Source organism: Allobosea sp. P4_C6 (assembly GCF_056402015.1).
This window is the reverse complement of the sequence record NZ_JBFUIF010000020.1, coordinates 78,976-98,745: the sequence shown is the minus strand read 5'-3', so window position 1 is coordinate 98,745 and position 19,770 is coordinate 78,976. Positions and strand designations below refer to the sequence as shown.

Annotated in this window: 14 protein-coding genes; 7 read left to right on the top strand and 7 right to left on the bottom strand. The window is 66.1% G+C overall.

Annotation, left to right across the window (positions count from 1 at the left end; translation table 11 throughout):
• On the top strand, nucleotides 1-235 hold a 235-nt coding region (locus AC1DVA_RS16120; protein ID WP_476806525.1), incomplete at its 5' end, for an IS30 family transposase.
• A gap of 538 nt (nucleotides 236-773) precedes the next feature.
• On the opposite strand, the gene AC1DVA_RS16115 is transcribed toward AC1DVA_RS16120, so the two are convergent.
• Nucleotides 774-4,499 (bottom strand): vitamin B12-dependent ribonucleotide reductase, encoded by a 3,726-nt coding sequence (locus AC1DVA_RS16115; RefSeq protein ID WP_476806524.1) that lies wholly within the window; start codon nucleotides 4,497-4,499, stop codon nucleotides 774-776.
• 693 nt (nucleotides 4,500-5,192) lie between these two features.
• Between AC1DVA_RS16115 and AC1DVA_RS16110 the strand changes: the two genes are divergently transcribed.
• Both AC1DVA_RS16110 and AC1DVA_RS16105 read left to right on the top strand, forming a co-directional pair.
• Nucleotides 5,193-5,915, top strand: coding sequence for an NIPSNAP family protein (locus AC1DVA_RS16110; protein ID WP_265053186.1), 723 nt, complete (start codon nucleotides 5,193-5,195; stop codon nucleotides 5,913-5,915).
• Nucleotides 5,916-6,035: 120 nt separating this feature from the next.
• Nucleotides 6,036-6,446 (top strand): NADH:ubiquinone oxidoreductase subunit NDUFA12, encoded by a 411-nt coding sequence (locus AC1DVA_RS16105; protein WP_265054815.1) that lies wholly within the window; start codon nucleotides 6,036-6,038, stop codon nucleotides 6,444-6,446.
• A gap of 120 nt (nucleotides 6,447-6,566) precedes the next feature.
• Here the strand turns inward: AC1DVA_RS16105 and AC1DVA_RS16100 are convergent, their stop codons facing one another.
• On the bottom strand, nucleotides 6,567-7,292 hold the full coding sequence (locus AC1DVA_RS16100) for a DUF1028 domain-containing protein (RefSeq protein ID WP_476806523.1): 726 nt from the start codon (nucleotides 7,290-7,292) through the stop codon (nucleotides 6,567-6,569).
• A gap of 244 nt (nucleotides 7,293-7,536) precedes the next feature.
• Here AC1DVA_RS16100 and AC1DVA_RS16095 point away from each other — a divergent pair, with 244 nt between their 5' ends.
• Complete coding sequence (locus AC1DVA_RS16095; RefSeq protein WP_442865016.1) at nucleotides 7,537-8,163, top strand: DUF2155 domain-containing protein; 627 nt, start codon at nucleotides 7,537-7,539, stop codon at nucleotides 8,161-8,163.
• Nucleotides 8,164-8,166: 3 nt separating this feature from the next.
• Nucleotides 8,167-8,739: an FUSC family protein gene (locus tag AC1DVA_RS16090; protein ID WP_265053188.1), complete on the top strand. Its 573-nt coding sequence runs from the start codon at nucleotides 8,167-8,169 to the stop codon at nucleotides 8,737-8,739.
• A gap of 10 nt (nucleotides 8,740-8,749) precedes the next feature.
• On the opposite strand, the gene aat is transcribed toward AC1DVA_RS16090, so the two are convergent.
• Together aat and gyrA are read right to left on the bottom strand one after the other, a co-directional pair.
• Nucleotides 8,750-9,421, bottom strand: coding sequence for a leucyl/phenylalanyl-tRNA--protein transferase (aat, locus tag AC1DVA_RS16085; RefSeq protein ID WP_476806522.1), 672 nt, complete (start codon nucleotides 9,419-9,421; stop codon nucleotides 8,750-8,752).
• Nucleotides 9,422-9,718: 297 nt separating this feature from the next.
• On the bottom strand, nucleotides 9,719-12,517 hold the full coding sequence (gyrA, locus tag AC1DVA_RS16080) for a DNA gyrase subunit A (RefSeq protein ID WP_265053190.1): 2,799 nt from the start codon (nucleotides 12,515-12,517) through the stop codon (nucleotides 9,719-9,721).
• 214 nt (nucleotides 12,518-12,731) lie between these two features.
• On the opposite strand from gyrA, the gene AC1DVA_RS16075 reads away from it, so the two are divergent.
• Together AC1DVA_RS16075 and AC1DVA_RS16070 are read left to right on the top strand one after the other, a co-directional pair.
• The gene (locus tag AC1DVA_RS16075) at nucleotides 12,732-13,364 is read left to right on the top strand and encodes a MarC family protein (RefSeq protein WP_265053192.1); all 633 of its coding nucleotides are present in this window, start codon (nucleotides 12,732-12,734) and stop codon (nucleotides 13,362-13,364) included.
• 367 nt (nucleotides 13,365-13,731) lie between these two features.
• Nucleotides 13,732-14,010 (top strand): hypothetical protein, encoded by a 279-nt coding sequence (locus AC1DVA_RS16070; RefSeq protein WP_476806521.1) that lies wholly within the window; start codon nucleotides 13,732-13,734, stop codon nucleotides 14,008-14,010.
• Between the two features lie 105 nt (nucleotides 14,011-14,115).
• Here the strand turns inward: AC1DVA_RS16070 and AC1DVA_RS16065 are convergent, their stop codons facing one another.
• The 3 genes from AC1DVA_RS16065 to AC1DVA_RS16055 all read right to left on the bottom strand — a co-directional run bounded on the left by AC1DVA_RS16065 (nucleotide 14,116) and on the right by AC1DVA_RS16055 (nucleotide 19,755).
• Nucleotides 14,116-16,164, bottom strand: coding sequence for a methyl-accepting chemotaxis protein (locus tag AC1DVA_RS16065; protein ID WP_476806520.1), 2,049 nt, complete (start codon nucleotides 16,162-16,164; stop codon nucleotides 14,116-14,118).
• A 573-nt stretch (nucleotides 16,165-16,737) separates the two neighbouring features.
• The gene (locus AC1DVA_RS16060) at nucleotides 16,738-17,916 is read right to left on the bottom strand and encodes an E22 family MetX-like putative esterase (RefSeq protein WP_476806519.1); all 1,179 of its coding nucleotides are present in this window, start codon (nucleotides 17,914-17,916) and stop codon (nucleotides 16,738-16,740) included.
• Nucleotides 17,917-17,994: 78 nt separating this feature from the next.
• Nucleotides 17,995-19,755, bottom strand: coding sequence for an AsmA family protein (locus tag AC1DVA_RS16055; RefSeq protein ID WP_265053196.1), 1,761 nt, complete (start codon nucleotides 19,753-19,755; stop codon nucleotides 17,995-17,997).
• Nucleotides 19,756-19,770 lie beyond the last annotated feature (15 nt).

Genomic DNA, 19,770 nt, shown 5'->3' with positions numbered 1-19,770 from the left:
CGCTTCGAACGTCGAGGTCTACTTCTGCGATCCCAGGTCACCCTGGCAACGTGGCTCGAACGAGAACACCAACCGGCTCCTGCGCCAGTATCTTCCCCACGGAACCGACCTGTCCCTGCAAAGCCAGGCCCAGCTCAGCGCCATCGCCCGTCAGCTCAACGAACGGCCCAGAAAGACCTTGCTCTATCAAACCCCAGCCGAGAGGTTCGCCGAGTGTGTTGCGGCGATCAGTTGAGCCCGCCGCCAGCTCCGGAAGCTCAGGTTCCCAGAAATGAACGTGCTCATCGCTGCTCGCCCGGCCATTGAGAGCGGTAGATTGGTCGTCGCAACTGTCGGAGTTCCGCTCGCGAAGCCGATAGACGGGACGCGGGGAGGGGCGCGGGCACCGGGCAATCAACAATAGTTCGACAGGAGGCCACTCGATTTTCGAACGAGCTTTGCCGAAGTGGCGCCCTTGCAGAGGGCGGACTGGATTGCCAGCTGGCAGGAAAACCGAGCTTCTTGGCCTGTTTGAAAACGAAGTGACGCCCGGCAGGGCCGGGCGTCAAAAATCAGATTGCGGAACTTCTCCTACAATCGCGGCAACACTATGCCTCGTTTTTCAATTGTCAAAAAGGCGAACTGTGGTTCCACTCACACTCGTATCCCCGCACCTCCCACGACTCAAACAGGTGCCAATACGCAGCAGTGCCAATCTTTGTGCGTATCGGTGCCATGTTTACGCTTCGCGGTGCCAATCTTTGTGCGCCTGAGAACCGGGCACCCCGGAATAATCAACTACAGCCTGTCGTGGATCCGCAGGTGTTGCATTTCAGGCAGGTGCCGTTGCGGACCAGGGTGAAGTTGCCGCATTCGCCGCAGCTGTCGCCGACATAGCCCTTCATGATCGCCTCGGCCCGGCGCTCGGACTGCGACGGCTGGGCGGCCGGGGCCGCGAAGCCGAGCTTGGCGATCTCCGCCTCGCCATAGGCTTCCGGTTCTTCCTTCAGCGCGGTAGCGCCGGCTGTGGCGAGCGCCGTCACCGATGAAACCGACCGGGCGACCGCATCGTTGGCGGCGCCGCCGCCCTGGATGGCGAGCAGGTTGATCGGCTTGCCGCGGCGGAACCCGGTGGAGGCCAGCGGGGTCGAGGTGATCGGAGCCGTTGCGTCCGGCGCCTTGTCCTGGCCGACGCCGCCGCCGATCACGTCATGGCCGATCTCGGAGGGATCGACATGGGCGAGGTCGTTGCGGCCGAGATAGGAGATCGCGAGCTCGCGGAAGACGTAGTCGAGGATCGAGGTCGCGTTCTTGATCGACTGGTTGCCGGCGACGAAGCCCGAGGGCTCGAAGCGGGTGAAGGTGAAGGCCTCGACATACTCTTCCAGCGGCACGCCGTATTGCAGGCCGAGCGAAACCGCGATGGCGAAGTTGTTCATCATCGCCCGGAAGGCAGCGCCCTCTTTGTGCATGTCGATGAAGATCTCGCCGAGGCGCCCGTCCGAATATTCGCCGGTATGGACATAGACCTTGTGGCCGCCGACCACCGCCTTCTGGATGTAGCCGGTGCGGCGGTCGGGCAGCTTTTCGCGCTCGCGCTTGCGCTCGATACGCTCGACGATGCGCTCGACGATCTTCTCCGAAATCTGGGTGGCGCGCGCCGCCATCGGCGCCGCGACCAGTGCCTCGATGGCGTCGTCGGCGTCCTCGTCCTCATCCGAGATCAGCGCCGAGTTCAGCGGCTGCGAGAGCTTGGAGCCGTCGCGATAGAGGGCGTTCGCCTTCAGCGCCAGCTTCCACGAGAGCATATAGGCGCTCTTGCAGTCCTCGACCGTGGCTTCGTTGGGCATGTTGATAGTCTTGGAGATCGCGCCCGAGATGAAGGGCTGCGCCGCCGCCATCATGCGGATATGGCTCTCGACCGAGAGATAGCGCTTGCCGATGCGGCCGCAGGGATTGGCGCAGTCGAACACGTTGTAGTGCTCGGTCTTTAGGTGCGGGGCGCCTTCCAGCGTCATCGCGCCGCAGACATGGACGTTCGCCGCCTCGATCTCGGCCTTGGTGAAGCCGAGGAAGGGCAGGAGCTCGAACGACATGTCGTTGAGCTTCTCGGCCGGGACCTTGAGCGTGCCGGTGAGGAAATCCTCGCCCAGCGTCCACTTGTTGAAGACGAACTTGATGTCGAAGGCGCTCTTCAGCCCCTTCTCGATCGCCTCGATCTTCTCGTCGGTGAAGCCCTTGGAGCGCAGCGTCGAGGGATTGACGCCCGGCGCCTGCTTCATCGAGCCGTGGCCGACGGCATAGGCCTCGATCTCGGCGATATCAGCCTCGCGGTAGCCCAGCGCCCTGAGCGCGTCCGGCACGGCGCGGTTGATGATCTTGAAGTAGCCGCCGCCGGCGAGCTTCTTGAACTTCACCAGGGCGAAGTCGGGCTCGATGCCGGTGGTGTCGCAATCCATGACGAGGCCGATCGTGCCGGTCGGCGCGATCACGGTCGATTGGGCGTTGCGGTAGCCGTAGCGCTTGCCCTGCTCGAGCGCCTGGTCCCAGACGGCCCGCGAGCGCTCCGCCATGGTGACGGCCGAGCCGCCGAGGCGGGCGAGGGTCGCATGGTCGAGCGGAACCGGGGTGACGCTCAGGCCCTCATAGCCATCGGCAAGGCCGTGGGCCGCGGTGCGATGGTTGCGGATGACGCGCAGCATGTGGCTGGCGTTCTTCTTGTAGCCGGGGAAGGGGCCGAGTTCGCCCGCCATTTCGGCCGAGGTCGCATAGGCGACGCCGGTCATGATCGCGGTGAGAGCGCCGGCGAGCGCACGGCCTTCGTCGGAGTCGTAGCCGAGACCCATGGTCATCAGCAGGCCGCCGATATTGGCGTAGCCGAGGCCGAGCGTGCGGTACTCGTAGGAGAGCTCGGCGATCTCGCGGGACGGGAACTGCGCCATCGTCACCGAGATCTCGAGCACGACCGTCCAGAGCCGGCAGAGATGCTCATAGGCCGCGACGTCGAAGCTTTTGGTCTCGTTGTCGTAGAACTGCAGCAGGTTGGCCGAGGCCAGGTTGCAGGCCGTGTCGTCGAGGAACATGTACTCGGAGCACGGGTTGGACGCCCGGATCCGGCCCGAGGCCGGGCAGGTGTGCCAGTCGTTCATCGTCGAGTTGAAGTGCAGGCCCGGATCGGCCGAGGCCCAGGCGGCGTAGCCGATCTTCTCCCAGAGGTCGCGCGCCTTCAGCGTCTTTCCGACCTTGCCGTCGGTGCGGCGGATCAGGTTCCAATCCGCATCCGTCTCGACGGCGCGCAGGAAATCGTCGGTCAGCGAGACCGAGTTGTTCGAGTTCTGGCCGGAGACGGTGAGGTAGGCGTCGGAATCCCAATCGGTGTCGTAGGTGTCGAAGGAGATGTCCTTGTAGCCCTGCTTCGCGAACTGGATGACGCGCTTGATGTAGTTGTCCGGCACCAGCGCCTTGCGGGCGAGCTTCACCTCGCGCTTGAGGGCCGGGTTCTTCTCGGGATCGAAGCAGGAATCGCCTTCGCCCTCGCAGTTGATGCAGGCCTTGAGCACGGCCTTCATGTGCTTCTTGACGGTCTTGGAGCCGGTGACGAGGGCGGCGACCTTCTGCTCCTCCTTCACCTTCCAGTCGATATAGGCCTCGATGTCCGGGTGGTCGGCGTCGACCACGACCATCTTGGCGGCGCGGCGCGTCGTGCCGCCCGACTTGATGGCGCCGGCCGCGCGGTCGCCGATCTTGAGGAAGGACATCAGGCCCGAGGACTTGCCGCCGCCGGCGAGCTTCTCGCCTTCGCCGCGCAGCATCGAGAAGTTCGAGCCGGTGCCGGAGCCGTATTTGAACAGGCGAGCCTCACGAACCCACAGGTCCATGATGCCGCCCTCGTTGACGAGGTCGTCCTGCACGCCCTGGATGAAGCAGGCATGCGGCTGCGGATGTTCGTAGCTCGACTTCGACTTCACCAGTTTGCCGGTCTTGAAGTCGACGTAGAAATGGCCCTGGCTGGGGCCGTCGATGCCATAGGCCCAGTGCAGGCCGGTGTTGAACCATTGCGGCGAGTTCGGCGCGACGCGCTGGGTGGCGAGCATGAAGCGCAGCTCGTCATGGAAGGCCTGCGCATCCTCTTCCGAAGAGAAATAGCCGCCCTTCCAGCCCCAATAGGTCCAGCAGCCGGCGAGGCGATCGAAGACCTGCTTCGACGAGATCTCGGAGCCGTAATGCTCGCCTTCCGGCAGCTCGGCGAGAGCGGCCTCGTCGGCGACGGAGCGCCAGAGGAAGGAGGGAACGTCGTTCTCCTCGAACTTCTTCAGGCGGGCGGGGACGCCGGCCTTGCGGAAATACTTCTGGGCGAGCACGTCGCTCGCGACCTGGGACCAGGCCTCGGGAACCTCTATGCCCTCCAGCCGGAAGACGACGGAGCCGTCCGGGTTCTTGATCTCGCTGACGGCCGATCGGAACGGGATCGCGGCGTAGGGCGACTGTCCGGCGGTGGTGTAGCGGCGCTCGATGCGCATGATCTTCGTCCCTTGATCTGCCGCGGGCTCGCCTTGAAGCCTCGCGCGGCCGGTTGATCACCGGCTCCTGATGTCAGCCCAAACTCGGTTCGACGCCCTGTGGGTCCTCGGCGGTGTCGCCCCGCTTGCAGGCCCGGTCACGCCTAAAATGCCCGCGCAATCCCGTTCGCTTCCACGTTAGGCGCGGATGCGGCGGCAGGCCCGGAACACTCTGGAAAACTAGGGTTCCGCAGTCATCCAGAGGGGTTGCCACCGGCTGTCATGCGATGGTCAAAATCTAGCGCCGATCGCTACCGTTCGTCAAGGAATAGTGCTCTGCCATCCCTGTGGACACGACATCTGGTAGGTATGTGTGAGTTATGGGGATAAGTTTCAAGGCGCCGGCTAAGCCTTGGAAATAGCGACGAGAATCGCCGGCCCGCGGCAAGATTGCCACAGAGCCGAGCGAAGCGCAGTCCGTAAAATCCCCACTATTCATGGTTGACGAGGCGTGAATCCTGGCGTGTCGCAAGCGTGCCACATAGGGCGGTTTCGAGGAGCGGGCCAAGTGCTTGAAGTCGGTGCGCTTCGGCCCGCGCATCATGGCGGCGGGCAGGCCGAATCACGGCGAAAATCCGGCAAAGCGTTCCTGACAGAATCWGGCATTGGCGCGACGAGATTGGATGGAGATCGCTCTTCCTTATATGGGCCGCCATGATTCAAGTCGCATCGAAGGCGAGTTCGCTTGCCGCCGCGGATACCGTTTTCGAACTCAGGCGCTACCTGCTGAAACGAGGGCAGCGTGAGACGCTGATCGCCCTGTTCGATGCGGAATTCGTCGAGACGCAGGAAGATGTCGGCATGAGCGTCGTCGGACAGTTCCGCGATTCCGGCCAGCCCGATCATTTTGTCTGGTTCCGCGGTTTTGCCGATCAGGCGGTGCGCAGTGCTTCGCTGCCGCGATTCTATGGCGGGCCGGTCTGGGCCAAGCATGGCCCTGCCGCCAACAAGACCATGATCGATTCCGACGATGTGCTGATGCTGAAGCCGGCGGGGAGCGAGTCGGCTTTCGCCGGTCTGCCGGAGCGGCCGACCGGCATCTTCCCGGATGCAGGGAGGCTGATCCTCGTTTCGACCCATCACGTCCCCGCGATCTCAGCCGAAGACGAGCTGCGGCAGGAGGCGGCTCGGATCGCGGATACGGCTCTCGCCGCGGGCGCGACCGTTCTGGCAAGCCTGATCAGCGATCACAGCCCGAACGGCTTCCCCCGATTGCCGGTGCGGGCGGAAGCGAATGTCGTGGTGACGGTCGTTCGGCCGCCAGAGGGCGGGAGCCCTGCCGTCGCCGCGGCGCTGGGCACGATTGGCGCTGGAGCGGCCGCGACCTCAGTCGAGGTGGCGGAGCTGATACCGACGGGGCGCTCGCGCCTGCGTTAGCGCGGCGTGACGCTAGGCCGCCTTGCTCCGGGCTGGACAGGGCAGGGCGCTGCCGCCATAAGTCAGGCCGAGACGCGCCCGCATATCTGCGCGGCGCCGCAACTGCACGGACTGACGACGATGAAGGACTGGCTGCTGCAGATCTTCACCTGGTGGAACGGCCAGACCATCGGCACGCGCTTCCACACCTGGCGCTTCGGCGAAAAGGTGGGCGAGGACGAGTTCGGCAATGTCTATTACCGCACCGCAGGCGGGGTGAAGGACAAGGCGCTCGGCTTCCAGCGCCGCTGGGTGATCTACAAGGGCGAGGCCGAGGCTTCCAAGGTCCCGCCCGGCTGGAACGGCTGGCTGCACCACACCGTCGACGTCGCGCCGTCCGAGGAAAGCTATCAGCCGCGCGAATGGCAGGAGCCGCACCAGCAGAACTGGACCGGCACGGCCCTGGCCTATCGCCCGCAGGGTTCGACCCTGGCCGAAGGCGAGCGCCCGGCCGCGACCGGCGACTACCAGGCCTGGACGCCCGGCCGCTGAGGCGAAGGCTCCGAGACACAGGGCCGCTCGATTCGGGGCGGCCTTTTTCATGGTCGGTGGGGCAAGATACCCGGCGGACCGGTTTCTTCAGGCGGGCGGGAAACAGAACCGGCTCGGCTGTTATTCGGCGTGCTCAGCGTTCCATGTCGCCGCATATTCGGCGCACATGCGGTAGACCGCATCGCGATCCGTACAGCCCGCTGGTTTTAAGCGCGTTGGCAGAGCGGTCTGAAACGGCACGTAACCCTGATGGGCAAGCCGCCAGAGGCGACGAAGCTCTTTCAGCGGCTCGGGATGGTCATCGACCCGCAGATCGAAGCTTGGAAACGGAGCCTCGGTCCATATGCGGATGGCGCAGGACTGGCGGCCCCTCTTGTCGCCTCCTGCGCGTTCGCCGGCTTCCATTGCGACGATGAGGCGCTCGTCAAAACTCAAGGCGGAGGCCGAGATATAGGCATTCAGGCTTTCATCGACGACCTGCTGCCCCGTCAGCATATTTCCCGCGACGGAGACTTGTGGGCCTTCGACGTTCCCGCTCCAGCCGATACACGCCGAACCCGTATAGGCGGACACCCCGCCTTCGCGGTCGACCAGATGGATTTGTCGGTGGTCGCGACCTTCGTCCAAGGCTGACAGTGCAGCCACGACGTCACGCGCGGAGCAGCCTTCCTGCAGCAGCCTCACCCCGTCGACGCCGAAAAACGGGTTGGCGAGGGCTTGGGTCGCTATCGCACCGGTGCGGCCGGCTCCATACGGAACCACAGCTCCGACAGCCAGCGCCTTCGATGCGCACAAGATGCCAAACGCGCCGGTTTGCGCATCTCTTGCGACAATCGACCAGGTCATGGAGCGTTCCTCGTCTCGGCAGTGAGGGGCAATAGGCGCCCATTCGACTTTTTGCAAAGCGCGCTCTATCGCGAGACGTGAACCGGCGGTCCTGGCAGACCGCACCAGCCATCGATGTCTGTGCAGCTTAGGTTGCTGGCGGCATTTCAGGCGCGATGCCCTTTTTCCGCTGCGTTTGCCGTGTTACTGCGCCTCGTCGCGGTCCTTCCGCGCTGTCGAAGAGATTCGCGCCAGCATGCCGTCGTTGTTCCGTTTTCCGATCCTGGCAGGCCTCGCCACGAGCGCCGTCGCGATGCTGGCCGCGATGGGGCCGGCACAGGCCGACCGCATCCGCAACCCGACCGCCGTCTTCGCCGGGCTCGACAAGATCACCGGCCGCATCATCTCCTTCGAGGTCGCGGTCGACGAGACCGTGCAGTTCGGCGCCCTCCAGCTGACGCCGCGCGTCTGCTGGACCCGGCCGCCGACCGAGGCACCGCAGACCGACTCCTTCGTCGAGGTCGACGAGGTCACCTTCAAGAACGAATACCGGCGCATCTTCACCGGCTGGATGTACGCGGCGAGCCCCGGCCTGCATGGCGTCGAGCACGCGATCTATGACGTGTGGCTGACCGACTGCAAGGGCGGCACCGAGCTCGTCGTCGATCCGAAGGAAGCCGAGCCTCCGCCGGCGCCGGAAGACCCGCGCCGGCCGCGCACCCCGCCGCGCGATCCCAACCAGCCGCCATCGCTGCAGCAGCCGGCGCCGCTGCCCGGCGGGCGCATCGATGTCGAACCGCCGCGCGGCGTGCCGGTGCAGCCGCAGCGCCCGAGCCAGCGCTTCTTCCCGACCAACCCCGGGCAGGGTCGCGACCCGACCGGCGGCGGCTGATCCGTGTCGCCCGACGGCGCCGATAAAGGGGCCGGGCGCGAGACGACTCGCATCAGGCGCCTGCGCCGGCGCCTCTCAGAACTGCGCAAGCGGCTCTCGGCCGGGCAGCGCTTTCGGGACGGTCTCGAACACGCATTGATGTCCAGCGCAGCGGCACTCGCCGCCTATCTCCCGACGCAGGCGCTGGGGCTGCGCGAGGGCTTCTGGGCGGCGATCACGGCCATCGCGGTGGTGCAGACCGAATTCGGGGCGACGCGGACGACGGCGCGCGACCAGTTCGTCGGCGCGGCCATCGGCGGCGGGATCGGCGTCGCGGTGGTGCTGGTCACCGGGCAGAACATTCTGAGCTACCTGCTGGCCGCGGCGCTCTCGGTGCTTGCCGCGTGGATGCTGAACGTCGCCAGCGCCGCGCGGCTGGCCGGTATCACCGCCACCATCATCCTGCTCGTTCCCCATCCCGGCACAAGCGCCCAGCAGATGATGCTCTCGCGCGTCGTCGAGGTGGGCTGGGGCGTCAGCGTCGCGATCGCCGTGGTCTGGCTGGCCGAGCGCCTCGATCCGCGCCGGCCGGCCTGACAGCGGCTGCTCAGAGTTCGGCGAGCGCCTGGCTGCCGCTCAAGATCGCCCGCGCCGGCCAGGCATGCCAGTTGCCCCGGTGGCGCAGCGCATCGTCGAGCCTGGGCCTGTAGGCGTCGCGCGGAATCTCGATCGTGCCGAACTGTGCGAGGTGTCCGGTCTGGAACTGGGTGTCGAGCAGCCGATAGCCGCCGCGCCTGAGCCGCGCGACGAGATGGACGAGTGCGACCTTGGAGGCGTCGGTCTCGCGGTGGAACATGCTCTCGCCGAAGAAGGCGCCGCCGAGCGACAACCCGTAGAGACCGCCGACGAGGCGCCCTTCGCGCCAGCATTCCACCGTATGGACATGGCCGAGCGCGAAAAGCTCGCTGAAGATCGCGCGGATGCGGCCGTTGATCCAGGTCTCGGGACGGTCCGGGCGGGCTTCGCCGCAGGCGGCGATCACCGCGTCGAAATCGCTGTCGATCCTGATCTCGAAACGGTCCGAGCGGACGGTGCGCGCCAGCCGGCTGGACAGATGGAATCCGTCGAGCGGGATGATGCCGCGCAGTTCCGGCTCCACCCAGAACAGGCTCGGATCGTCGGCGCTCTCCGCCATCGGAAAAATGCCGGCGGCATAGGCGCGCAGCATGATCTCCGGCGTGATCGCGGGCGAGCGGACGGGCACGGAACGGGCCTTCATGCGTGGATGGGAGCGCGGCGTGGGCGGGGAGTCAAACAGAAGCTGCCGTGCTCGCAAAGGAGCTGATCGTCACGTCAGGCGGTCGCCGGTCTCCGCATCGGAGTAGCGGAATGGCAAGCGTCATTCTCGGGCGGAGCGAAGCGCAGGCCCGAGAATCTCAGGACCGGAGGGAACTGGTTTCCGAGATGCTCGGGTCAAGCCCGAGCATGACGAGATTGATCATGCATGGCTCCTGCAGGCAGGACGGGCGGTGGCCTCAGAAACGACCTGAAAACACCGCCGCAACACGCTGAAAGATCAGCTTTCCGCAGCTTCCTCGCCGGGTGCGCTGTCCTCGACTTCGGCATCGCCCTCGCCATCGTCGTTGATGCACTCCACCGAGACGACCTTCTCGTCCTTGGCGGTGTTGAACACCGTCACGCCTTGCGTCGAGCGGCCGGCGATGCGGATGCGGTTGTCCGGGCCGGCATCCACCGGCACGCGGATGACCTGGCCGCCATCGGTGACGAGCATCAGCTGGTCGCTGTCCACCGCCGGGAAGGAGGCGACGAGCTTGCCGTTGCGCTCGTTGACCACCATGGCGACGATGCCCTTGCCGCCGCGTCCGGTCACCCGGTACTCGAAGGACGAAGTGCGCTTGCCGTAGCCTCGCTCCGAGATGGTCAGGATGAACTGCTCGGCAGCCCCCATCGCCGTGTACTTCTCGAGCCCGAGCTCGATATCCCCGGCGCTCTCCTCGGCATCGGCCTCGACGGCGGGTGCTGCGTCCGCTCCCTCGTCGGCCTCGCCATTGAGGGCGCGGCGGTTCGCGGCGGCGCGCTTGAGATAGGCGGCGCGCTCGTCCGGCGTGGCATCGAGATGGCGCAGGATCGCGAGCGAGATGACCTCGTCGCCCTTGGCCAGGTTGATGCCGCGCACGCCGGTCGAATCGCGGCCCTTGAAGACGCGCACCTCCGGCACCGCGAAGCGGATGCACTGGCCGTCCGCCGTGGTCAGCAGCACGTCGTCGTTCTCGGTGCAGATCTGCACGTCGACGATATGGTCGCCCTCGTCGAGCTTCATCGCGATCTTGCCGGCGCGATTGACGTTGACGAAGTCGGAGAGCTTGTTGCGGCGCACCCCGCCCGAGGCGGTGGCGAACATCACGTCGAGCGTTTCCCAGCTCGCCTCGTCCTCAGGCAGCGGCATGATCGTGGTGATGCGCTCGCCGGTTTCGAGCGGCAGCATGTTGACCAGCGCCTTGCCGCGCGCGTTCGGCGCCGCCAGCGGCAGCCGCCAGACCTTCTCCTTGTAGACCTGGCCTTCCGAGGAGAAGAACAGCACGGGCGTGTGCGTGTTGGCCACGAACAGCCGCGCGACGAAATCCTCGTCCTTGGTCGCCATGCCGGAGCGGCCCTTGCCGCCGCGCCGCTGCGCCCGATAGGTCGAGAGCGGCACGCGCTTGATGTAGCCGCCATGCGAGACGGTAACGACCATGTCCTCGCGGGCGATCAGGTCCTCGTCGTCGAGATCGGAGCCCCAGTCCTGGATGACCGTGCGGCGCGGCGTCGCGAAGGCGTTCTTGACCTCGGCGAGCTCGCTCTTGACGATCTCCTGGATGCGGGCACGCGAGCGCAGGATGTCGAGATAATCCGCGATCTCCTTGGCGAGCTTCTCCAGCTCGTCGCCGATCTCGTCGCGGCCCAGAGCCGTGAGGCGGGCGAGGCGCAGCTCGAGGATCGCCTTGGCCTGCGCATCCGACAGGCGATAGGTGCCGTCCGGATTGATCGGGTGCCGCGGATCGTCGACCAGCGCGATCAGCGGGGCGATGTCTTCGGCCGGCCAGTCGCGCGCCATCAGCGATTCATGCGCCGCCGCCGGGGTCGGCGCGGTGCGGATCAGGCGGATGACCTCGTCGATATTCGCGACTGCTGTAGCGAGACCGCAGAGCACATGGGCGCGTTCGCGGGCCTTGTTGAGCAGGTAGCGCGTGCGCCGCGAGACCACTTCCTCGCGGAACTCGACGAAGGCCGAGATGAAGTCCTTGAGGTTCAGCACCTCCGGCCGCCCGCCGGTCAACGCGACCATGTTGGCGCCGAACGAGGTCTGCAGCTGGGTGAAGCGGTAGAGCTGGTTCAGCACGACATCGGCCAGCGCGTCGCGCTTGATCTCGATGACGACGCGGACGCCCTCGCGGCTGGATTCGTCGCGCAGGTCGGAGATGCCCTCGATACGCTTCTCGCGCACCATCTCGGCGATCTTCTCGACCATCGACGCCTTGTTCACCTGGTAGGGAACCTCGGTGACGATGATCGCCTCGCGCTCCTTGCGCAGCTCCTCGATATGCGTCTTCGAGCGCATCACGATCGAGCCGCGGCCGGTGTGATAGGCCGAATGGATGCCGCTGCGGCCCATGATCGAGGCGCCGGTCGGGAAATCCGGGCCGGGCACGATCTCGATCAGCTCGTCGATGGAGATCTCGGGGTTGTCGATGAAGGCGACGCAGGCATCGATGACCTCGCCGAGATTATGCGGCGGGATGTTGGTCGCCATGCCCACGGCGATGCCGCCGGCGCCGTTGACCAGCAGGTTCGGATAGCGCGCCGGCAGGACGGTCGGCTCGTGCTCCTTGCCGTCGTAGTTCGGCTGGAAATCGACCGTATCGAGATCGAGGTCTTCCAGCAGCGGCATCGCCGCCTTGTCGAGGCGCGCCTCGGTGTAACGGTCGGCGGCGGGGCTGTCGCCGTCCATCGAGCCGAAATTGCCCTGGCCGTCGATCAGCGGCAGGCGCAGCGAGAAGTCCTGCGCCATGCGCACCAGCGCGTCGTAGACCGCGAGATTGCCGTGCGGATGGTACTTACCCATCGTGTCGCCGACGATGCGGGCGCATTTGGTGTAGGGCCGCTCGGGCAGGTTCTTGTTCTCGTGCATCGAGAACAGGATGCGGCGGTGGACCGGCTTCAGGCCGTCGCGGACATCGGGCAGAGCGCGGCTCACGATCACGCTCATCGCGTAATCGAGATAGCTCTTCTTCATCTCGTCGGTGATCGCGATCGGCTTGATGTCGCCGCCGAATTCCGGGGCGCCGTCGCGCTTGTCGTCGGTGTCGTCGCTCAAAGGGAAATGTCCCGATTCCTGCTAGTTTTTCAGGCTTCTGGCTACCCGATTCCGGCCTTTGGCGCCAGCAAAAGCGGGCTCTGTCCCGGCAAAAATAAAGCCTGCGATATCAATCGCTTGCAGGGGGTTTTCTGAGCCGTCCACAAGCGCTGCCACAATCCCGCCTTTCTTGACGGGTGACGGCGGGCAAAAGCCGTGGTCAAGTCGGCGCCGCATGTTCATCGAATTCGCCACTTCCGCGCTCGTCACCATGCTGGTGACGCTCGATCCGCCCGGCCTTGCGCCGATCTTCCTGTCGCTGACCCGTGGCATGTCGTCGGGCGAGCGTCGGCAGGTCGCCGTGCGCGCCTGCATCATTGCCTTCGGCATCATGGCCTTCTTCGGCGTGGCGGGAGACGTCGTGCTGAAGGCGCTCGGAGTCTCGCTGCCGGCCTTCCGCATCGCCGGCGGGCTTCTGCTGTTCTGGATCGCCTTCGAGATGGTGTTCGAACGCCGCAACGAGCGCAAGCAGCAGACGGCCGAGACGGCGATCACGCAGGACCATATCCGCAACGTCGCGGCCTTCCCGCTGGCGATCCCGCTGATGGCCGGGCCTGGCGCGCTGACGGCGATGATCCTGCTCGCCGGCCGCGCCGGCGGCGACCCGCTTCTGCTGGTGACGCTGGCGCTGATCTGCGGGCTGGTGATCCTGTCCTGCCTCGCCGTGTTCCTGACCGCGACGCCGATCGCGAAGCTGCTCGGCGTCACCGGCAATGTCGTGTTGACGCGCCTGCTCGGCGTGATCCTGGCGGCGCTCGCCGTTCAGTTCGTCATCGACGGGATAAGGGCGGCGATGCTGGCGGGGTAGGGGGCGAGGCGGAGTGTTCCGCTTCCGACCCTTTCCGGACTCACACGCCTAAACTGCGAGGGCAGGGATTTGCTCCGGCTTGCAAGCGGCTCTAACACTTGCGGCCCTAACACTCGGGCGCAGTCGACAATGCAGCTGCGCGACGAGCACAGGAGCAGGATTTGACGGGGTTCGCGAGGGCCGTACAGGTGTCGATCGTCTGCACGGTCCTGCTGTCTGCACGCCCGTGGCCGCTCGGAGCCTTCTGGGTTGTTTCGCTCGGACTTATGATGCCGCCCATCTTCACCTGCATCTTGACCAGCAGGTTCAGCGCCTATGGCTTCGCGTCGAAAAGTCCCGCTACGATCCGGGCAAGATCGATTTCGGCATGAATCTCTGGATCAGAGGACGGCAACAGATCTGGCGCGCAGGCGGCCGCTGCGAACAGAGCGCCGAAGGATTGAGCTGCCAGCCCGACACGGACGGCGCCTCCGGACTTCTACTATCGCTGGAGGGTCGCAACCTCAGACTCACGAACCCCGGCAAGCTGAAGATCTTCGACGATGAGACCGGGCCCGATTTGAACGAAAAGCTCATCGGCGGTCCCAACGACTCGACTTTCTTGCTCAGGCCGGCGAGGGGCGCTGTCTGCAACGCCTCCCGCTGACGAGCGCTCCGTTGCAGGTCGCCTGACCTCGACGGCGCGATGCCGGGACGCAGGCTTTGCATCCCGGTATCGCGAAGACGTTCATGCCTTACGGCACGGCAGTGCTCAGAACTCCGACCAGCCGCTCTCGTTGACCGCGCGGCCGCGCACCGGTGCGGACGGTGCCATGGCACGGCCGATCCTGCGCAGGTCGCGGGCCTGTTGCGCCGCGGCGTCGTGCACGATCACGGGCTTGGCCGCAAAGCCAGAGTCGCCTCCGCCGGTGCGGAAGGTCGAGACCAGCCCGTTGAGCTGGGCGATCTTGTCGGAGAGCGAGGCGGCGGAGGCCGCGCTCTCTTCCGCAAGCGCTGCGTTCTGCTGGGTCATCTCGTCGAGATGCGCCACTGCCTGGCTCATCTCGTCGATGCCGTTGGCCTGCTCGCTGGCGGCTGACGAGATGTCCGAGATCGTTGAGGACACCCGCTGCGACGCCTCCAGGATACGCTGCAGGGCGTCGCCGGCCTGGCGCACCAGCTTCACGCCCTCGCCGACCTCGATGTTCGAGGACGAGATCAGCCCGGAGATGTCTTTGGCCGCCTCGCCGGAGCGTTGTGCCAAAGTGCGCACCTCGGAAGCGACGACCGCAAAGCCCTTGCCGGCATCGCCGGCGCGGGCCGCCTCGACCGCCGCGTTCAGCGCCAGCAGATTGGTCTGGAAGGCGATATCGTCGATCACGCGGATGATGTCGGAGATCTTCTGCGAGGCGGTCTCGATGCGAGCCATGGCATCGACCGCCTGGCCGGCGATGGTGCCGCCGCTTTGCGCCGCTGACATCGCCTCCTCGGCGATCTGGGTCGCCTGGCGCGACGCCTGGGCCGACGCCTTGACCGAGGCCGCCAGCTGCTCGGTGGTTGCCGCCGTCTCTTCCAGCGATGAGGCCTGCTCTTCCGTGCGCTTCGAGAGGTCGTTGGCGCCCATGTTGATCTCGCGGGCGGCCAGGCCGACATCCGACGAGGTCACCTGGATCGTGCGCACCGTCGCCGAGAGGCGCTCGACAGTGTCGTTGATCGCGCCCTTCAGGTCGGCGAAGCGGCCGCGATAGGCCGTCGCGATAGTCTGGGTCAGGTCGCCGGCCGCGACGGCGGACAGCGTGCCGGCGAATTCGGTCGTCGCCGAATCGACCACGGCATTGATCTCGTTGATGCCGGCGACGAGCTGCTGCATCTGCTCGTCGGCCTGCTCGATCTCGAGCCTGGCCGAGAAGTCACCGGCGGCGGCGGAGGCGACGACCTCGCCGATGTCGCTGACGATGCGGGCCATCGAGTCGGCGCGTTCGAGCCTGGCCTTGGCCTCGGTGCGCTCCTGCTCCTCGAGAGCGCGGATCTTCTGCAGGTTGCCCTGGAAGATCTGCAGCGCCGCCGCCATCGCGCCGACCTCGTCCTTGCGGTCGGCATGCGGCACGGCGGGCTGAAGATCGCCCTCGGCGAAGCGCGTCATGATGCCGGTCAGTTCGCGCAGCGGGCTGATCGCCTTGAGCGACCACCAGGCGATCGTACCGCCGACCAGCAGGCCGACACCGCACAGGATCATCGTGAGCAGCGTGAAGCTCTGTGCCACGCCGCGCACGTCGTGTCCGAGCGCCTGATTCTTCGCCTCTTCCAGATCGATGAACTGGTTGATGCGGCCGAGCCATTCGGTGAAGAGCGGCTTCGCCTGCGTCATCAGCGCGGTCTTGGCCTGCTCGCCATCGCCAGCGCGCTGCAGATCGATCACCTTGGCGATCAGCGGCATCGTCTTGGCCTCGGTCTCCTTGATGCTGGCCAGGATGCGCTGCTCGTCGGAATTGCCCGCCGCGCTGCCGGCATAGAGCGCATCGAGCGCGACCGCCGACTTGCGGTAATTCTCGGCCAGCCTGGCGATGTCGTCGACATTAGCCTGAAGATCGCGCGCACCGCCGAGGCTGACGTCGCGCAGGCTGATCGCACGGTCGTGCACGCTGCCGCGGAAGTTGATCGCGAAGCGCTGCTTCACGGAATTGACGTCGTTGATGGTCGTCAGGCCGTCATTGATGACACCGACACGGTCGACGCTGACGACCGCGAGCGCGATCAGCATGACGAGAATGATGCCGAAGCCGACGACGAGGCGTTGGCCGATCTTGAGCTTCTTGATCATATCCGTCTTGCTCTTCTGCGTGGGGCTTAGGCCGGGGAGGGCTTGGCAGGGATAGTCGGCTCGACATCTCGGGGAGCGACGCCGACCACGCCGGGTTCGGGAGAGAACGAACGACCCTGGGCCGCCGTCAGCTGCGCACGCGGGTAACCCCTGCCTGCAACCGGGCCCATATCATTCCCCCTCCGCTCGGATCGCGATACGGCGCCTGCCGACCTCCGATCCGCTTCTTGCGCGGTCGGGTTCACCATGGTCATTTGTGGTAAATATTCGGTGAAACGCTGGGGCATGCGGCCGATGATGGCGCGTCGCCAAAGATGCACCCGACGACTTCTGATGCGTTTTACAATTAATCTAAAACGACGCTCGGTCGAAATTAAGTATTATCGAAGACATAACTCTGGGGCACCACGATCTGCCCAGATCAAGCAGCGGTTGCCGCGGCGCAGGGTGCCGGCGCGTTCGCATGGTCACGCGCGGCGGGCGGCTCTCGGCCCGCCGGGGAATCGGGCTGGCCTGTGAGGCGAATGCCGCGAATCGATGCGGCGTTCGCCTCGTCGCACCAGCGTTCGCGGGTCACTTCGCCAGAAACGCCCGGATCGCGCCTTCGGCCTGCTTCATCGACATCACGCCGTCGAGATGGCCACGCGAGCCGTCGATGGTGACATGGGTGATGTCGCGGCCGGCATCCTTGGCCACCTTCACCGTGCGCTCGACCGCGTCCGGCGTGAAGACGAGGTCCTTCGGCTGGGTGATGTAGAGCATCGGCGCCCTGATCTTCGCCATGCCATCCGCGAGCGAGGTGCCGCCGGCGGTGAAGAGCTGGTTTGCCTTGATCAGGTAGAGGAAGTGATTGGCGTCCGAGACCTTTGCGCGGGCGGCGCCGGCATTGTCGAGCACGCTCTGGAACTGGAACCTGTTGAGCAGCGCCTTGGCCGGATCGTCGCCCTCCTTGGCCGGCCTGCGGCCGAAGGTGGCGTTGGCCCAGTCCTGATGGTTGGCCTGTAGCGTCACGGCCGCCAGCGCCTTGGCGAGCCCGGCTAGCGGCGGCGCCTTGCCGTAGTAGTTCCCGCCGTTCCAGTTGGCGTCGACCAGGATCGGAGCGGCCCAGACGTCGAGCCAGCCGATCAGCATGGCGTCGGCTTCGGCCGCGCCGATCACCGGCATCGCCTTGGCAACCATCTCGGGGTGGCTCGCTGCCCATTCGAAGGTCTGGAGCGAGCCCATCGAGGGGCCGGCGACCAGTGCAAGCTTCTTGATTCCAAGGCTTTCGACCAGAGCTTTCTGAACCTCGACGAAGTCGCGGATGCCGACGATCGGGAAATCCAGCGCATAGGGCTTGCCGGTAGCGGGGTCGATCGAGGCCGGGCCCGTCGTGGTTGTCTTCGGGTCGCCGGTGTTGAGGTTCACCAGTGTGTCGGAGGCGATGACGAAATACTTGTCGGTGTCGATCGCCTTGCCGGGGCCGATGATGGCATCCCAGTATCCGGGCGCAGCGTCCGAGGCCGCGTATTTGCCCGCAGCGTGCGAATTGCCCGAGAAGAAATGGCAGATCAGCACCGCATTGGATTTGTCGGCGTTGAGGGTGCCGTAGCTCTCCCAGCCGACGCGGACCTGCTTCAGCGTGCGGCCGGACTGGGTCGTGAAGCTCGGCAGCTCGAAGACCTTCTTCTCGACCATCAGATCCTGTGCGCCGGCCATTCCCGCTGCAACCCATCCCGCAAGGGCGAGAACGCCCGTGATCCAAATCCGCATCGCCGCTTCCTCCCTCGGCCGTCATGCGGCCGTTGCCGCATCAGAGCGGATTTCCGCGCCCTGTGGAAGCGGCTTCGCTCAGCGGGTGAGGAGGGCCGGAAAGGCCGTGCCGCTGGCAGGGCTTACGAAGGCCTCGGTCTCCAGCTCGAAGAGCGGGGAAGCCACCGGCCCCTTGAGACTGAAGGGCAGCTTCAGCGCGCTGCTGGTCGAGGCGAGCGAAGCGACCATGTCGAGAGTGCGGCTGCGCAGCGAGGCATTGCCGCTCAGGTTGAAGCGATAGGTTTGGCCGTTCATCTGGGCTTCGGTCAGAACCAGCAGCCCGCCGGCGATGCCTGCATTGGCGGTCAGGCTCTCGAAGGGCGTCTTGCCCTGGCGCCAGTCGCGCAGGGCCTGTGCGGGGTTGCGCTCGGCGCGGCGCAGCAGATCGGAGAAAGCGGCTCCGGCGAGCTCGCCCTGCTTCACGGAGAGGTTGGCACGCCCGGTCAGCGACCCCAGCATCTCGTCGAAGGTGCGGCCGGCACCGTCGAGCGCCAGCTGGAACGTGCCGTTGCCGCTCAGGCGCCCAAGCTGCGGAATATCGCTGCTGGCCTGCCCGATATTCACCTTCTCGAGCCCGGCCTGGAGCTTGATGTCGACGCCGGCAGGGGCGCTGACCGCCAGCAACCGCGTCTTGACGCTGCCGCCATAGGCGCCGGCGCGCAGCAGGCCGGTTTCGAAACGCCCCTTCTTGATCAGGAGGTAGGTCGCGACGTCGTTGAGGCGGGCGCCATTCAGCCTGGCGGCATCGACGGAGATCCTGAGATCGATCTCGCGCGCCGTCCAGGCGTCGAGATCGAGCGGGCCGGTGTCGGCGGCATCGATGGCCGGGATCGGCAGGCGGTTGACGAGACGGCCGATGTCGAGGGTCGCGCCTGCGAGAGTTCCGGAGAGCGCGGCGCGCCCGCCCGCGCCCTCAGACAGCTTGATGACGCCGTCGAGGCGTTCGCCGTCGAGGCTGGCGATGGCGTTGTTGAACGAGGCTTCGTGCGGCTTGAGCTGCAGATCGGCCGAAAGCGTGAGCGCGCCGAGGGCCGAGGCCAGTCGCGAATCCTCGCCGAACCAGCGCAGCAGCTCGGGAACCGACGGCGAGGAGAGGGCGAGAAGACCGTTGACGACAGGCTCCTCCGGCCCCGAGCGCGTGCCGTCGAACCGCAGCTTCAGCAGCGGCGAGGTGACCGAAAGCGCCGCCTTGGCGCTCCCGCCGACCATCGGCCAGCGCAGGTTCACTTCGGTCGGGACGCCGCGCCAGGTGAGGGAGCCGGCCAGGTCGAGCGGCTCGTTCAGGCTGCGCTCGTCGATGACGAGGCTGAGATCGCGCACCACGCTCTGGATGACGCCATTGGCACGCAGGAAGATCGAGCCACCCTGGACGACGATCTTGCTCTGGCTGCGCAGCCTTTCGAGCTCGGCCAGCGGCGCCGCGAGCCATTCGGTCACACCGTCGCTGCCGGGTGCGACCGAGACGTCGATCTGCGGCGCGACGAGGTCGATCCTGTCGAAGCTCAATCGGCCGGTCAGCAGGGGCAGGAGACGCAGATGGGCGCGCACACGGACAGCCTCGCCCGAGAGCGCGCTATCCCGCTGGCTGAAGCCGACGCGGGACAGGCTGATGCGCGGGAACGGCAGGAGCGCGATCTCGGCGCGCTCGATACCTTTGACGACGAAGCCCGTCTTCTCCTCGACCGCGGCGATGGCGCTACGCTCCACCCGGCCGAGCGCGAGATCCCAGGACTGCAATCCGAGCAGCAGGCCGATGACGACGGCAAGGCTGAAGGCGAGGATCGCTGTGCGTCTGGTCATGGACTTCCGAATCGG

What these genes read in the sequence shown, in the direction of transcription:
- AC1DVA_RS16075 (WP_265053192.1), top strand. Translation starts at nt 12,732, where the DNA reads ATGTTCATCGAATTCGCCACTTCCGCGCTCGTCACCATGCTGGTGACG.
- AC1DVA_RS16105 (WP_265054815.1), top strand. Translation starts at nt 6,036, where the DNA reads ATGAAGGACTGGCTGCTGCAGATCTTCACCTGGTGGAACGGCCAGACC.
- AC1DVA_RS16070 (WP_476806521.1), top strand. Translation starts at nt 13,732, where the DNA reads ATGAATCTCTGGATCAGAGGACGGCAACAGATCTGGCGCGCAGGCGGC.
- aat (WP_476806522.1), bottom strand. Translation starts at nt 9,421, where the DNA reads ATGAAGGCCCGTTCCGTGCCCGTCCGCTCGCCCGCGATCACGCCGGAG.
- AC1DVA_RS16115 (WP_476806524.1), bottom strand. Translation starts at nt 4,499, where the DNA reads ATGCGCATCGAGCGCCGCTACACCACCGCCGGACAGTCGCCCTACGCC.
- AC1DVA_RS16065 (WP_476806520.1), bottom strand. Translation starts at nt 16,164, where the DNA reads ATGATCAAGAAGCTCAAGATCGGCCAACGCCTCGTCGTCGGCTTCGGC.
- AC1DVA_RS16060 (WP_476806519.1), bottom strand. Translation starts at nt 17,916, where the DNA reads ATGCGGATTTGGATCACGGGCGTTCTCGCCCTTGCGGGATGGGTTGCA.
- AC1DVA_RS16055 (WP_265053196.1), bottom strand. Translation starts at nt 19,755, where the DNA reads ATGACCAGACGCACAGCGATCCTCGCCTTCAGCCTTGCCGTCGTCATC.
- AC1DVA_RS16110 (WP_265053186.1), top strand. Translation starts at nt 5,193, where the DNA reads ATGATTCAAGTCGCATCGAAGGCGAGTTCGCTTGCCGCCGCGGATACC.
- AC1DVA_RS16100 (WP_476806523.1), bottom strand. Translation starts at nt 7,292, where the DNA reads ATGACCTGGTCGATTGTCGCAAGAGATGCGCAAACCGGCGCGTTTGGC.